11 protein-coding genes are annotated in these 16,057 nt (G+C 46.7%); all 11 read left to right on the forward strand.

The window, feature by feature from the left end:
* Positions 1-453: 453 nt before the first annotated feature.
* The 11 genes from ACOBQJ_RS03685 to ACOBQJ_RS03735 all read left to right on the forward strand — a co-directional run bounded on the left by ACOBQJ_RS03685 (position 454) and on the right by ACOBQJ_RS03735 (position 16,041).
* Positions 454-1,125 (forward strand): CRISPR-associated endoribonuclease Cas6, encoded by a 672-nt coding sequence (locus ACOBQJ_RS03685; RefSeq protein WP_421070377.1) that lies wholly within the window; start codon positions 454-456, stop codon positions 1,123-1,125.
* Positions 1,126-1,136: 11 nt separating this feature from the next.
* Positions 1,137-1,871 carry a hypothetical protein gene (locus ACOBQJ_RS03690; protein WP_421070378.1) on the forward strand — a complete coding sequence of 245 codons (735 nt, stop codon included), beginning with the start codon at positions 1,137-1,139 and terminating at the stop codon, positions 1,869-1,871.
* A complete protein-coding gene (locus tag ACOBQJ_RS03695) occupies positions 1,868-3,082 on the forward strand; it encodes an RAMP superfamily CRISPR-associated protein (RefSeq protein WP_421070379.1) in 1,215 nt (404 codons plus the stop codon). The genes ACOBQJ_RS03690 and ACOBQJ_RS03695 overlap by 4 nt, the downstream gene beginning before the upstream one ends.
* Before the next feature lie 29 nt (positions 3,083-3,111).
* Positions 3,112-3,783 (forward strand): hypothetical protein, encoded by a 672-nt coding sequence (locus ACOBQJ_RS03700; protein WP_421070380.1) that lies wholly within the window; start codon positions 3,112-3,114, stop codon positions 3,781-3,783.
* 1,030 nt (positions 3,784-4,813) lie between these two features.
* The gene (locus tag ACOBQJ_RS03705; RefSeq protein ID WP_421070381.1) at positions 4,814-7,246 is read left to right on the forward strand and encodes an AAA family ATPase; all 2,433 of its coding nucleotides are present in this window, start codon (positions 4,814-4,816) and stop codon (positions 7,244-7,246) included.
* A 344-nt stretch (positions 7,247-7,590) separates the two neighbouring features.
* The gene (locus tag ACOBQJ_RS03710; RefSeq protein ID WP_421070382.1) at positions 7,591-7,914 is read left to right on the forward strand and encodes a hypothetical protein; all 324 of its coding nucleotides are present in this window, start codon (positions 7,591-7,593) and stop codon (positions 7,912-7,914) included.
* Between the two features lie 21 nt (positions 7,915-7,935).
* Positions 7,936-8,295: a hypothetical protein gene (locus ACOBQJ_RS03715; RefSeq protein ID WP_421070383.1), complete on the forward strand. Its 360-nt coding sequence runs from the start codon at positions 7,936-7,938 to the stop codon at positions 8,293-8,295.
* A gap of 112 nt (positions 8,296-8,407) precedes the next feature.
* Positions 8,408-9,379 (forward strand): DUF6094 domain-containing protein, encoded by a 972-nt coding sequence (locus ACOBQJ_RS03720; RefSeq protein WP_421070384.1) that lies wholly within the window; start codon positions 8,408-8,410, stop codon positions 9,377-9,379.
* Positions 9,380-9,599: 220 nt separating this feature from the next.
* On the forward strand, positions 9,600-12,371 hold the full coding sequence (locus tag ACOBQJ_RS03725; protein ID WP_421070385.1) for a helicase-related protein: 2,772 nt from the start codon (positions 9,600-9,602) through the stop codon (positions 12,369-12,371).
* Positions 12,372-12,452: 81 nt separating this feature from the next.
* The gene (dnaN, locus tag ACOBQJ_RS03730; protein ID WP_421070386.1) at positions 12,453-13,541 is read left to right on the forward strand and encodes a DNA polymerase III subunit beta; all 1,089 of its coding nucleotides are present in this window, start codon (positions 12,453-12,455) and stop codon (positions 13,539-13,541) included.
* A 331-nt stretch (positions 13,542-13,872) separates the two neighbouring features.
* The gene (locus tag ACOBQJ_RS03735) at positions 13,873-16,041 is read left to right on the forward strand and encodes an adenosylcobalamin-dependent ribonucleoside-diphosphate reductase (RefSeq protein ID WP_421070387.1); all 2,169 of its coding nucleotides are present in this window, start codon (positions 13,873-13,875) and stop codon (positions 16,039-16,041) included.
* Positions 16,042-16,057: the final 16 nt, after the last annotated feature.

The raw sequence follows: 16,057 nt of genomic DNA on the forward strand, positions 1-16,057 counted from the left end.
TATTTATTTTACCATGAGTTACATTCAAAATTAAGACAATCCTTGCAGGAAAAAGAAAAAAACCCGAAACCCCTTACAGGGTAAGGGCTGGCGGTTAATTGCCGAATGTAACAGAAACAGCTTGTGTTACATTCGTTTGTGAAAACCAATTCTATGCAAGTGTTTATATGCCCGGCAGACAGCCGTACCTCCCCGTGGTCCGGGCGGATTATACTGAAGCGGCTATACAACCGTTAATTCTAAAATTTTAATAACACAAAATAAAACACTACGACATGATCATAGTGTTAAAAAAGAAAAAACCGGTAACTGTTTATTGAAACAGAAGCCCCATTACACCCAATTAACGAGACGCTTATAAAGGTCTCTTTTTATATTAAAAACTTCTAAAGGAGGCTTTAAAAACGATCTTAATCTTGAGAGCGAAAACAAAAAACAAAAGGAGTTGAAAAAATGTTACCCAAAAGAAGGATAGTGGTCCGGCTGAGATATGAGGGAGTTATCGCCTACGATTACCCTGCACAAATTCAGTCAACGATCTACAGGTCTTTCAGATTGACCAGTTTGGGCCGTAAAATCCACCAAGCCAGGTACAGCCTTTTTTCTTACACTTTATCACCGGAAAAGGGCGTGTATTTGCCGGAAGGTCTCAAATCACAAAATGGCAAGTGGGTACTTCGTTTCTCGTCGGCTTTGGAGGAGGCATTAGACCTTTTCATAGTCTCAATCAGAGAAAAATTTATGATTGGGGAAAGCTGCTGTGAAGTCCTGGGTGTCTATGAGGAACCGTTGGTTGACAAAGATATATTCTTTGCAGCTCCCATAGTCGTGTTCAGGAAGAACGAAGAAACCAACGTCTATATGGAGTGGTTTGATCCACAGTTCCCGGTTGGTGTGGAAGACGGCCTTTCAAAGAGGTATGAATATCTGACCGGCGAGAAAATGCCGGAAGCGAAATTCTGCTTCTTGAAAGAGCCGAACAAAAAGCTATTTCTCTACAAAGGGAGAAAACTCCTCGGCTACTCCGGGGAAATCGTGTTAACAGGTCCAGCGATAGTAAAACAGTTTGCTCAATGTGTGGGGCTTGGCCGGTGGCCTAGCGCCGGCATGGGCATGGTCGTTTAGGAGGTGCTGAGATGTTAGAACCGGCACAATTCCTCTACACTATTGCTAAGCCAGCGGATAAACTGGACTTTGTGGACGGTCACTGCCGTTTGTGCGGCGGTCAACTGTTTAAGTATCAGGAGTCAGAGCCGCAACTGTACGGCGACGTTATCGGCGACACCTGGAAGCAGGAGTTTTTGACAAGAAACAAACAATCATCTTATATCTGTCCAGCCTGCAGTTTTATTTTTGGCAATATCTCCAGTAGAGTCAGCAAGTATAAACCCGAGAATCAGGATCTGGGTAAACCATTGACAGGCTTATTTAAAACGGACCGGCGAGGAGAATTGAACGAAGAAGGAAAACCCAGAATGCTCGCGGCGGTAATCGCCTCAAGAGAGAGAGGATTCCAGGCGTTCAATATTCTCAAATGGGCAGAGTTCGGAGAGAACTTAATCAACCCTCCAAAGCCGCCGTTTCTTGTACTGGCGGCAACAGACATTAAGAAGGGCATCCAATACGGCCCCTGGCAGTCAATAATCGCTTTGTCGAGAGAGACCTACCCGGTCTTTTTTAATTACAACGTAAAAACTGCCGGCGCCGAAGTCCTTAATAGTACATTGGTCTGGATTAACCCGGCCACATTTAAAAAAGCAGTGGAGTTGGCAAAAAAGTGCCTGGAAAGAAAAATTAAAATCCCTAACACTCCCGATTGGAAGCTGGCGCAAATGTGCGCTCAAAAAAACAACAAGGAGGAAACCAAATGAAAACCATTAGATTTGAAGGAATTTACACCCTATTATCTCCCCTGTGCCATATGGCGCCGGAGGTCCAAGGAGAAGAAAAAAAAGATACTATTTCGCGCCTTCGCGTAATTCCTTTTAACATTCAAACCCGTATTATTGATGGCTACGGCGTAAGCGGCGCGGAAGTGCGCTCCCTTTTAAAAATGCTGGTAGTTAACTACACCCTTGAAAAACTGGGTTTAACCAGTAACGACCTGCCCAATGAGGTAGCAGTAATGCTTTATTCTGGAGGTACTGCCGATAAAGGCGCGACTATACCGGCATACGAAATCAAGAATAAAATCCAGAAAGAAGTCCCGCTTATCGGGTTATTCGGCGGAGTAATAAACGGTTGTTTTTTCTCGTCAACCTTACGCTGCGACTTTGCTCTTATGCTTTCCAAAGAAAGCAGTGAGTTATATAACAACCTTCTGGCTAAGCGAGATTTCCCTATTGATGACCTCATAAGTGCTGACTATTTCAAACCGGAAATGTACCGTTACGGCCATGCCCGTCATCGCAAGCCGGAAATTGCACATCTCGATGTTAAGAACATCAATAGCATACAGGTGCCTTATCATATCGAGGCAATCCCAACCGGGACAAAGTTACTGCATGGCTTCAGCCTTATCGATCCTTCAGAAGGAGACGAAGCCTGCTTCGAGGCAGGGTTAAAACTCCTTTTGGATTATGGTTTTCTTGGAGGCCGATCTGCCGCTGGTTACGGGCGCGTGAGTGCGGAATATTTCGAGTGCCCTCACTATGATCCATTCATCCCCAGTACCGAGAAATATGATAACTGGCTGATGAAAAACGGCGAAAACATGAAGGCGGTCTTGTTGGAATTAACCCAAACGATTAAGTCAAAAGCCGATGTGGAAGCCCCTAAAGCCTGCAAGTGGCTGGTGAAGAACAAGGCAGAGATAGAGCGCTTGGTTGATGGCACAGACTCTGAAGAAGACCGTAAAAAACTGTTTAAGTCCACTTATATTGGGGACTTGAAAAAGTTTGAAAAGGTCATAAAAGCACACCGCGACACGGTATTGAAAGCAGTAAACACCGACTGCAGCAGCGAAGAACTTTTTGAAACCCTGGATGATTCCCAGAGCAAAGAGTTGGCGCAGTTCCACAGCGAAATAATAGCGGCGGTTAAAAGTAAAAACGGCGCCAAGAAAAAGAAGCAAGGAGCGTAAAGATGGAGAATTTTGAGATTCATTTTTACATGGCCTCGCCGATTGCCTTTGGTTACAGAAAGCCATTCGCTCCCTTGATGCTTGATGGCTTATTAACTTGGATGCTGAAGGGCAACGCCATAAGGGAAGATGAATTGCCTGACGTACCACTTCCACTGGAGCAATCTGGCGATAAATACCCGTATTACCACGCCTCCGCGTGGGAGTTGGTCAACCCCAAGTTTGGTACGTTTTGCTTCGTTAAATCCAAGCCCGACGATTGGGCAAAGCGTTTTCTAAAAACCAAGCCGATGCTTGAGATTATAAACTATATCGCAACGCCTGAGGTAATCTTCCGGGCCAGGGGATCTCGTAGCGATGTTCATAAAATCGTCGCCAGCACAGGAGGGAGTATTTCCCTTGGCTCTAAGCGAGTCGCTGGTTGGGGCAGGGTGAATAATATCAGGATATCTGATCCTTTACCCGAAGATTACTCTGTATGGGATCAATATGGCAGGGCGGCAAGGCCGATACCTGTTACAGAAATCCCCCCGGAGAAAGTAAAGGGCGGTATTGTTTTAATGCCTTACAAGCCCCCTTACTGGACCGGTGAGAAGATCCCGTGCTTAGTTCCACCACTGGAAAGATGGTGGCCCGGGATCAGTGAGGAGAGCATCGCAGAGCTGGAAAACAAATTAAAAAGACTGGAGCAAGCTGAATAGGTTCGCGAAAATACACCTGGGAGCCCTTTATCTAAGGGGCTTTCAGGTGTGTGCCTAACAATGGGCATTACAAATGTTAAGTGGTTGTAAGCAGTCGTCCCATTCCAATTCCACGTCCTCTGGAACTAACAATGGGCATTACAAATGTTAAGTGGTTGTAAGGTAATAGAGCGACTTGAAGTCATCCCAGATCACCCTAACAATGGGCATTACAAATGTTAAGTGGTTGTAAGCCTACATCCCCCGCAACATTATTTGGGATGTGGCCAGCAACGGGTATTGCAAATGTTAAGTGGTTGTAAGAGGCTTACACTCTGTATCAATTGGTTTCATTGGTTCAGCAACGGGTATTGCAAATGTTAAGTGGTTGTAAGAGGGTCATACAGCATGCTGCTATACGGTACGCCCTCAGCAACGGGTATTGCAAATGTTAAGTGGTTGTAAGAGAGTAAATAAAAGCCGCAATTATCAATAGCTGCCCAGCAACGGGTATTGCCGATCAAGAGTGGTTGTAAGGTCAGTTTCGAACACGTCACCGTCAACCGTAACCCAGCAACGGGTATTGCAGATCGAGAGTGGTTATAAGGCAGAGCCTGGCGGAAGGCGGGCAGTTCAGCCACCAGCAACGGGTATTGCCGATCAAGAGTGGTTGTAAGGGTTGGCGAGTGCTCTTCTTCTGGTCCCAGGGCCCAGCAACGGGTATTGCTGATCAAGAGTGGTTGTAAGAGTAACCTGCTCACCGGTTATCGTATTTAAAGCCTACAATGGGCATTACAAATGTTAAGTGGTTGTAAGCCTACATCCCCCGCAACATTATTTGGGATGTGGCCAGCAACGGGTATTGCTAATGTTAAGTGGTTGTAAGCCTGTGGCTCGAATCTAAGCGTGTAACTCGCCCACCAGCAACGGGTACTGCCTTTTTAAAAGTGGTTGCAACTGATACGACAAACAACAACCGACATTACAGATTTACAGTGAAATTCTAAAGGCGGCTTTAAGCCGCCTTAAAACATTAAAAAGGAGGTCAATTGTGGAATACTTCTATGGGAAAATCACAAAACTACCGAGGAAGACTTACGATATAAAAGGGAAAAGACGCCTCGGTGAAATCCTTCTATTGGAAGGAGAGCGCAGCGGGGAAAGGTTAAAATTTGATGTCCTAAAACCGCCTCCGTCTGTGGCCGTTAAAAGAAACTCTATTGTGAGACTGCATGGCTTGCTGGAAGATGATATAATCATCATCCCCGATGTTACCGGGATAGCACCTCGCTTGTCTCCAACGGCAGTAATGACCCTGCTAAAGCACGATCTACCCGATATTGATCCCGAAGCATTAATTCGGGCTTGCGGGGCGGACAAACTAGAGGCCGTGTTCGATTTATTTAAAACAGACGAAGAAAGTTTTTATAAACTTGCTTCCACTGAATTAAAACCTGAACACCTTGAGGCAGTGGTTAATTTCTTTTTTAAGTGCAAGCGCGACCATGATTACCAAATGCTTTGCGACATCTTACCCAACGCCGAACCCGGTATAGACATGCACGATATTTTTAATATCTTCGATTTACTTGAACACCGGGCAAAGAGAAGGAAGATCACTGTTACCGAAATGGTGCGGAGAGAGCCATGGATTATTTCCCAGGCCGAAGGTATCTCCTTTAAACAGTCGGACGAAGTGGCTAAATACTTTGGCTACGAGGGCCTGCTGGCAGGTAAAATCGCAGGGGCAATAATGAACGTCCTTTGGAACGCTGCTTATGACGGCCATGCTTATATGCCGAAATATACAGCTATAAAATACGCTGTAGCAAAGTTGGTAGGTAAGAACGCAGATTATACTACCAGGGCGGCTGTTGAAGCAAGAGTCAAAGACATTCTTCAGGATAAGAACCTTCGGGACCATTTCCGTGGCATGTGGATTCAAGATATCCAGTTTGCCAGCAAAGAGATCGCTGCTGATATGGAAAAGGCCGGCGTAAAACACCCGGACAATAAAGGACGCGGGTTGTATTTATGCGTCCCGTTCAGAGGAGAAAGATACAGCGCCAAACGGCTTGTCGAAATCATCCAAGCAGCTCCTAAAATAGAAATAAATCCTGAACGGTTTTTAGAGAAAGCTCTGGAGAAATACCCCGACTTGGACGCGGCACAGAAAAAAGCCGTCTTATCGGTAGCCCAAAACCCTGTAACTCTACTGACAGGGTTAGCCGGTTCAGGTAAAACGGAGGTTATCGCCGCAGTTGTTTCAGCGATGCAGGATTATACGCTGGATATTCGCCTGATGGCTCCAACCGGAATAGCGGCACAGAGGCTAAGCGAACGCTCCGGCCTGCCTGCTTCAACAATCCATGTTGGAGTGAAAATATCCAAGGATGGCAAAGACCTTGCTGAAGAAGCCATAAGGAAGCAAAGCGATGATGAAATCCTGCCTGACTTCACAGTGATTGACGAAGTTGGTATGTGCGACATCGTGGCCTTCTATAAAGTCCTGCAGAAAGTGGCATTGGGAAGCCGCCTGTTATTAGTTGGAGATCCTGCCCAGTTAAAACCTCCCGGACCCGGCAACATTATTGGCGAGCTGAAAAGGCTTGCTAAAAGCCGCCACAAGCCGGAAGGTTTTAATTATATTAATCTGGTCAAGGACCACCGCGGCAGCACGATTACGAGAAACGCCACTAGGATCAGAAAAGGAGAGGTTCCTGTTTTCAGTAAGGGCTTTGAGTTAATCGTGTCTAACAACAACCAGTCAACTCTTCTTGATAAACTGCTGGACAGGTTAATCGCCGAAGGCGTCCTCTTCAGCGACATCCTTATTTTAAGCCCCCGCAAAGGGGAGAAGGGAGACATGAATCCCTGCGTGGAGGCCCTAAACTGCAGTTTGCAGAGCAAGTTTAACATCAAGGGAGAGAAGATTAAAAACTCCTCATTCCGTATCGGTGATCACGTCATCTGCATTGAGAATGACTATAAAGACAACGCCCATCCTGGCAGGGCAGAGGGCCGCAGGGACGTTTTCAACGGTGAGAAAGGCACTATATCAGCCGTTGAAGGCGATATTCTGTTCGTGGATTACAAAGACGGCAGGCAGCCATATACAATCACCGAGTCATCCCGCTGGCTCCAACTGGCCTACGCCATGACAATTCATAAGGCGCAAGGTGGCGAGTCACCTGTAGTTATTATAACCGATTGGGAGAACAACACATTTACCCGGTCTATGCTCTATACAGCAGTAACCCGGGCTAAATACGTCAAAGATAAGCCGTATTCTGAGAGAGTATATTTCATCGTCCCAGAGGGCTTTATCGAAGGCGTTGTCGCCAACGAGGACAAATTCCGGTACACCAAGCTGTATTACCGGATTTTAGACAACCTCGGCGTTGAAGTCACTAAAACGATAAGAGAAGTAATACCTTTCCTGGCTCCCCTGGAAACGCCGCCAATGGTAGCGATGGGGGGTTAAAAATTGGGGCAGATTATCTGCCCTTTATGCCTGGCTTTGACTGCACCTCCCCGTGGTGCTGGGCGGACGCTTTTGCGACTGAGCAGTCATACTGAAATAACCAACATTTAATTTTTATTTTTACAAACCCAAACACCGCAATCCCGACATGATTGGGAGAGCCTACACACAAAAACGAGTTTTTGTTTGATCAAAACTTAAACACCCTAATTAAAAAGGCTTGTGAATTTCGCAAGTCTTTTTTGTCGTCTTTCGGGACGACTATAAATGCTTCCGGTAAAGCAATAAAAACCAAGGAGGTGAAAGGATGCAATCCATTACCGGATGGGCTGTATCCGCGCAATATGTTTAAATCTAATACCCAAAACCCCTTCAAACAACCAAAGCGTGAAGCGATGTCAAGCATTACTATCCAAAGCAGCGAGGGAACACCTTTCATAGAAAAGATGCTCCAGGGACTGAGAATAGCGGCTCTCAGACATTTTGTCAGGAAGAACTACAAGCTCCATTTGAGAACGGGAAGTATAGAGATGGTGCGGACAATCAGCGAAGACGGCGATATCTTTAGCCTTTACTGGAGAAAAGATATCCACCCCGAGTTTGACAAAGAAATCAAGGAATTAGCCAACAGGGTTATATTCCGAAAAACACCCATACGAACCCATTAAGGGAAAAAGGAGGAGGAAAAATTGTATGAAGAGTTGAGGCAGAGCCTGAGCTGCGTTGGGTGGAGGCCGCTGGAAATCAGAGACCAACTTTGCGTCTACAAGGAATATTCCGTGGACAGCAAATTGGGCGACAGAGTTCTGGTGGTTGTCGATCTTGAAGGTGCGTCGATACCGGTTTCAAACACAATCAATAAATTTGGTTGTGCGCTGGATATCGATGAATACATCGACAGTATTGGCACCTGCGGTTATGTCCCCATTGCTAACAGGTCTCAGTCAGAACTTTTGATTGATGACTTTAAGGAGCAGGGGTTATCCGAAGAACAGTACCAAGAAATCCTCGTGGCGATGGAAATTATGAAAAGCATAATTCTTCAGTAAGAAAAACGGCTGTTATGGCCCCAAACCTAAGGAGGTGATCCTGGGTGATGGGGCCGGACGGCCCCTCACCCCACACTATGAAAAAATTCCATATTAAAAAGGGGGTGGCATAATGTCAAGGTTTTATGCAACCCCGGCAAACCAGGCAATCTATGTGAGGAGACTCCTGCAATTCACAAAAGGCAAAAGGGTCAACATGTTTGATCCCTGCTGTGGAAAGGGGAACACCCTTAGGATGATTGCAAGCGTAGCCAAAGGCGATGCTGTTACTTACGGCATTGAAGTGGATTATGAAAGGGCTATGGAGGCTCGCAGGAAACTCAATCATTTGCTTTATTCGTACTACGAGGACACGCGCGTGACTCCAGCTTCAATGTCCTTCATGTGGCTTTGTCCCCCGTTTGGGAATGTGTATCAGGCAGAGCGGACAGAAGTTACTTTCCTGAGAGATTTGACGGAAGGCGCCTCTGGCAAGCTCATGCCGGGAGGTCTGCTAGGTTACTGTATCCAGTATGAGGTACTGAAGAAAGCAGCCTCTTTGCTGTCAACAAGGTTCGAGAACATTCATGTATTCACTTTCGAAGGTCGCCCCGAAGATCAGATGCTGATCGTACTTGGCTACCGGGCTGCAAAGAAACCCGAAAACGCCACAGTCGAACGGGAAAGGCTATCGGAGATGGATTATGACAGCATCCCCTCAATCGCAAGTTGCAGGGATACTGCTTTTTATGTTCAGCCGGCTGACGAAGTTCACACATTCCAAGCAAATACACTGGAGACAGAGGAGGTTGCCAGCGCTATCGCCCAATCTCCACTGTGGGCAGTTGTTAAAAGAAACCTGCCCCAAAAGAGAGGCTTGCTGAAACAGCCGTTAACGCCTTTAAACCGTGCCCACACCGCAGTAACTATAGCTGCCGGTGCAGTGGGAGGGGTTCTCGGTTCCCATGTTCTTGTAGGGGCAACTGAGAGAGCCTCCCATACCGATGTCGTTCCGACTGAAGGCGGGGTAAAGCGCATAACGACTTTCCGAAGCCAATCAATTGTCCGTGTGTTTGATAAAAACGGAATCCACATTCTAAGTTAGGGGTGAGATGATGTTAAAACTTGTCTACGATTCGGATGGCAAACGATACGAGTGCGCTCTCCAATTTATGATTACAGACGATAGAAAAAATATATACGGAGCCAGTTTTGTGGGATTCCCCAGTGCCGCTTGGACAGTCAATTCAGCTATGCGGCTTCATAAACATGTCAAGCTATATTCGGACGAAACGACATGTTCGTATTACTATCCGTTTGCTGGCATGCACCAGGCTGAGAAGAAAGTGGGTAAATTGGTCCATGTTCTCTCCCTTCCTTATTCAGCCTTGCCGCCCAAAGCGGAGAAGTTGGAAAAGTACACGGGAGTGGCAGTGATTTTATCTTGGGACGGTGACTTAAAAAAGGCAATCGGCGAATACCTGGCTAAAACCTACAACCTCCCTTGGGAGTGGGTAATGGAATACCACAAGCTGTTTTATGTCCAAGAACTTCAAGTAGTCTCCGATCCCGAACTGGGCGAACTCAACCTGAAAGCCGCCAGGGTTCAGGAGAACAAGGAGATGTGGCAGCTCCGCGCTGACAAAGTAGACTTGATTGTTAGTGATGCCCTGCGTCACGGAAGATTAAAACTGCCCAAGTCTGAATTAAAAGGTACTTACGAGGAAGGGCAAACCTTGCAGGCATACCTGCAGGCGAACGCCTCTGTCTTCGCCACGCAAGTGTCCCAGGTAAAGCCCTTATACAACCCGGCTACTGCTGATAAGTTGGACCGGGGCATTATTATGGACAGAATACCTTTTCCACTTCAGGCTCACGCAATACAAGCTATTGTAGAGTCTTTCAAGAAGCGGTCAGTCGTTTTTTTAAACGGCGAAATGGGTTGCGGTAAGTCGTTGATTTCAGTCGGGGTATCAAATGTTCTCCACCGCAGGAAAAACAAGCCTATGAGCGTTTTAATTGTAACTCCGGGCATGGTGATTCCAAAATGGTGTAATCTCGAAATTGGCTCAACGCTGCCGGATGCAAAGATAACCCGAATCAGCTCAAGGGAGGACGTTGAGAGATACGAAAAAAAGAAAGGCCCGATTGAGTTTCTATCCGCAGAAACGTACCTTAACAAGGTTCAGAACGGATATAAGCCCGAAGGTCTTGAATTCGTACTTCTCGGCATTGATAGGGCTAAACTTGGCCCTTCTTCATGGTTTGGTTCGGTTCACTGGAAAAGGATAGCGGGGACGAAAACACAAAAAGGCTGGCACTGTCCGGACTGTGGTGTTTTACTGACCAAAGTCGAAGACAAAGAAACTGTTCCTTATAAATGGGATGATTTTATCACCAGCCCGCCCGTTGAAACGTTTTTCGATATCAACGGGTATCCCCGCAAGGGTGCAGCTATTAAGTGGAAGCAACGCCCTCCGATTAAGAAATGCCCCGAATGCGAAGCTGTTCTCCGGCGGCCGGCAATTAAGTATCGCGGTGAAACCAATATGAAAAACCGCTGGTATCCAGCGTTAATCTTAAAGAGGCTGAGAAAGCACTTTGACCTGCTTATAGTTGACGAAGCTCATTACTGCAGGGCAGATGACAGCGGCAGAGGGTTTGCCTTCTCCGAGCTTGTTAAAGCCTCAAAGAAGACACTCTGTCTGACAGGAACATTGCTCAACGGCATGTCAACTTCAGTAAAAGAACTTCTCTGGAGGACTACCCCTAGAGAACTTATTGATATGGGCTTTGACAGCCGTACAGGTTCAATTAGATGGGCAAATAAATATGGAGTGGTTGAAAGAACCGAATACCCCAAGGAAGGCGAAGACGAAGGTGTAGTAACTAAGAAAAAAAGTCACCAGGCTGCAAAGCCGATAGAAAGGCCGGGTATATCGCCCGAGTTGGTGGCGGATCACCTGCTTCACCAAACAGTCTTTCTTGACCTGACAGACATGAACCTTCCACTGGTTAAGATGAACGAAGAACCTCTAATTGTCGATCTTGATGAAGCTCACCTTGAAAGGTATAAGAGTTTTCACAAGAGGTATCTGCACGCCGTTAAGAAATCCTTCTGCAAGGGGCGTCGTGGTGCTTACAGTGGTTTAATATCAACCCTGCTGGCTGCTTTAGACCGGCCGGACATTGATACGAAAGTCACGGTTGACGAGGAGGAAATAGTTCTGAAGGGCTTCGGTCCTGACTACTACAGCTCTAAAGAGAAGGAACTTGTAAGACAGGTCAGGTCTAATATTGAGAATGACCGTGGAGTAGTAGTTTACTGCTTCTACACAGACCGGTACAAAGTTCACCACCGCATCAGAGATGTCCTCAAAGCCCACGGCGTAGAGGACGTTGCTGTAATGGAGAGCAGTGTCTCTCAGGAAAAACGGGTTGAATGGCTCCAACAGCAGGTTGAAAAAGGCATAAAGGTGATCATCTGTAATATGAAACTGGTCATGTGCGGCCTTGATTTGCTGGACTACCCGACGATAATCTTCTACCAGCTTGATTACAACATTGATAATGTTCGGCAATCAGGCAGGCGGAATTGGCGGATAGGGCAGATGCGGTACTGTGAAACTATTTACCTTGTAGCAAATGAAACCCAGCAGATGTCTCAGTTTAAAACCTGTCTGGAGAAAAGAGCCCATGCGCTTCTCGCAGAGGGGCGCCTTGATAAATCTGAACTGACAAAATATGTGCCAAGTAGGGGCAGGATGACCCTGGCTTATGACCTTGCCCACTGTATTGCTGATGAAGACATCGGTGAAAGGTGGACGGAGTTAGCAAAGAAAGACATGGAAGAAATCGAGATGTACGACGAGGAGGAATTCAAGGAAGTCCTCAAGGCGGCGCATGAACGCCTCGCCAACGAGACTCTCCGCTTATGCGGCATGGAAGAAGAAGAAATTGAAACGATTGATGTGCCGGCAGTTGTCAGGCCGTCTTTCGGTGACATTTCACTGCTCCCCCCAAAACGTACAGGCAGAAAGAAAAAACTGCCTGACGGCTTCGAACAGATGACCTTGGTTTTCGAGGAAGCTGTTTAAATTAAAAACTAAAAGGGCCGCTGGCCTGAACCTAAATAACCGAAAGGGGGAAAGGGGCAGGTTAAGCCTGCCCCCTATACTATGAAAATAATTGTAAATAAAAACGATTTTGTGGGAGCTTTAAAAAGCGTGTCAAGGGCCGTATCAACGAAACTGCCGCTGCCGATATTAACTGGGATTAAGATTTGTGCGGACAAAGACCTCGTTTTAACAGGCACAGACCTTGAATTAGGGATCGCCTGTTCAATCGAGGCTGATGTGAAAGAGACTGGCACTTTAATACTGCCGGCAAAAAGCCTCGTGGAATTCATCGATAAGATGCCTCCAGGTCCAGTGATATTGGAGTCAGACGGAAACAATGCCGTTATCAAATACTGCAAGTCGGAAGCCAGGATTAACGGCTACTCCCCGGAAGAATACCCCGAACCGCCTGATGTAAAAGCAAAAGCTAACTTTTGCACAACGGCTGATGTCCTGAGAGACACAATTGGGAGAGTTGTTTATGCTGCATCAATTGATTCTCCTAATCAGGCAATGAGGGGTGTCTTCTTTGAGGTTGACTTCGGAGAGTTGACGCTTGTTGCGACTGACGGCTACCGGCTGGCGGTTGCAAATGCTGAACTTGACAGTGCATCCGGTGACGCCAGTATCATAGTACCTAAAAGAGCGATGGAAGAAATAATGAAGCTCTTAAAGGGGAAAGAGAAAATCACCATAAACGCCGGAGAGCAGCTTATTGAAATCAACTTCGGAAACCTGACAATGACATCAACTTTGCTCACTGGTCCCTATCCCGACTACAAGAGAGTTATTCCCTCAGATACAGTTTCAAAAATATCCGTTGAAGCCCAGGCGATGAAGGAATCCGTTGACCGCGTGTCTTTGCTTTGTGCCGACGTTCAAAAGCCGGTAATAAATATAAAGGCGGCAGGCGAAGCCCTCGTCGTCTCAGGCAGAAGCGAAACTGGTGCTGTTCGGGAAGATGTGGACCTTGTCACTGTTGGCGACATGGAATTCAACGTCAATGCAAGGTTTTTAAACGACGCTGTTAAGTCCATGATGACAAAAGAGGTTGTGTTTGAATATATAGACACCCTCAAACCTGTACTTGTAAAGCCATCAGAAGGTAAAGGGCTTGCAATTGTTCTTCCTGTCAGGATGGCCGGTTAGGAGGTATATATAATGAAGAAAACCGAAAAACCCGATACCAAGAAAACTCCTTGCAAAGGCACCTGCTCATGCAAAGGAGATTGCGGTAAAGAGTGCGGTTGCATAAAGCAATAAAGCAAAAGGGGTGGTTAATAGCCACCCCTTAAAAATCTTCCGAAAGGAGACTAAAATTGAACGTTTGCTTAAAATGCAAAAAAAGCGGCAAGTGCAGCTCCCGAGAGGACTGCATTGTGAGAAACCCTGAGCCTGATCCCAAAGGCTTCAAAAATGAACACAAGGACACAAGATACATCGGCTCCACATATCCAAATCGGGGGTGGTTACTTAAGCCATGCAAATACTAAATGAAAACGGCCAAAGGGTATTTAATGCCCGCTATGCCCTATTGGACCAAAACGGGAAAGTAATAGAAACCTTCGAACAGGCGGTACGCAGGATTGCTAAAGCTGCCGCGAGTATTGAGTCCGACATGAAAGGTTGGGAAAGCACATTTGCCAGTTGTATCGGAGAAATGCTTTTCGTGCCTTCAACGCCAATATGGGCGAATATCGGTAAACCTGATCGCCCATGGCAGCCTGCAGCTTGTTTTGTTTTGGCGGTTGAAGATTCTCTAGAGTCGATGTACCAGACCTTAAGCCAAACGGCTTTTGTGTTCAAATCCGGCGGTGGCGTAGGGTATAACTTCTCCCCAATAAGGCCAAAGGGCGAGATAGTTATGACAACCAAAGGCAAGGCGTCTGGGGTAGTTGAGTTAATCAAACTCTACGACGCTTCTTCTAATATGGTGATGCAGGGAGGCGTCAGGCGGGGCGCTAGCATAGGTATTCTCAATATCGATCACCCGGAAATAGAGAGTTTCATAGAGGCTAAAATGAATGGCGGGCTGGAAAACTTCAACCTATCAGTTGGAATTACCGACGCTTTCATGGAAGCCCTTGAGAACGGCTCAAACTGGCAGTTAACCTTCAACGGGAAGGTCTTTAAGGAACTGCCGGCGCATGAAATCTGGGGAAAGATTATAAATGCTGCCCATGCCTGCGGAGATCCTGGTGTTGTGTTTATTGATACAATTCAAAAACACAACCCCGTACCAAGCAGGGTGATAAACGCCTGTAATCCTTGTGGCGAGATCCCCTTGAGCCCGGGCGAATCCTGCCTTCTGGCAAGTATGAACCTGGCTAAAATGATGGACGGTAGTGAGCTTAATAAGGGCTTTCTGGAAGAAGTAACGGCTGTTGCTGTTAGATTCTTAGATAACCTTATTGATATTGCCCAGTATCCCCTTGAATCAATAGCGGAGTCCACTAGGGCCACCCGTAAGATCGGTCTGAATTATACAGGTCTTCAGGATGCCCTGATTATGGCTGGGCTTCCCTATGACTCACCGAAAGGCAGAGAATTTGCGGCATTTATCACAAAAACCATGAGCGAAAAAGCCCATGCTGTTTCTGAGTCACTGGCTGAAGAAAAGGGCTGCTTCCCCGAATGGAAGAAAAGCACTTTCTATCCAGGGACAAAAAGACGCAACGCAACCTGCATAACCATGGCGCCAACCGGCTCCGTTACGACTTTGGCTGGCTGTGAAGGCTACGGCATCGAACCTCTTTTTGCGGTTAGCTATAAAAAGAAAACCAATGTAGCTGGAGAATTCGATGTGTTTTCACCGTTGTTTTTAGAGGCTTGCAGAAAAGCAGGTGTTTCAGACAGCGTGTTGTCAGAAGTTGCAAAGAAAGGCTCCTGCCAAAATATCGAGGGTATACCTGATTCCATAGCCAGGCTGTTCAAAGGGGCACAGGAAATCGATCCCCAAGACCACATAAAAATGCAGGCAGCGGTACAGGCTTATGTCGATAATTCCGTGAGTAAGACAATAAATCTACCGAACAGCGCCACACCGGCAGATATCGGCGTGTGCTACAGGACAGCCTATAACCTGGGCCTGAAGGGAATTACGATCTTTCGTGATGGTTCAAAAAAAGGAGCTGTGACTGTGGGCGAGCAAAAAGAAGAAGTAAAAGGAAAACTGCGTCGCGGCGACATCCTGCCGAGGCCGAGCAGCGCACAAGGAACCACACACAGGATTGATACTGGCTGCGGGAAGATATACCTGACAATTAACTACTCTGACAGCGGTGAAATACTCGAAACGTTCATCACCACTGGTTCAGATGGCGGGTGCCTGGTTTACACTGAAGCCGCGTCGAGGCTGATCAGCCTTGCAATTCGCGGAGGTATCTCGCTGGATAAGATAATCGAGCAGTTAGAGGGGACACACTCCTGCCCGTCATTTATGATGGCAAAAGGGAAGGGTAAAAAGCTCTCCCCCGGAAAGTCCTGCGCGTCTGCTATCGCCAAAAAACTTTCAGAAGTAAAAGCTCAGATAAACGGGAAAAACAAAAACCACACAGAGGAAGGCTTAAAATGCCCTGACTGCGGCGAAAACCTAATCAGAGCGGAAGGATGCCTTGTTTGCCATTGTGGTTATAGTAAATGTGGCTAGGGCGGGCTATTAAGCC

It is taken from the genome of Pelotomaculum propionicicum, from assembly GCF_048984525.1.
In the GTDB taxonomy this organism is placed as follows: domain Bacteria; phylum Bacillota; class Desulfotomaculia; order Desulfotomaculales; family Pelotomaculaceae; genus Syntrophopropionicum; species Syntrophopropionicum propionicicum_A.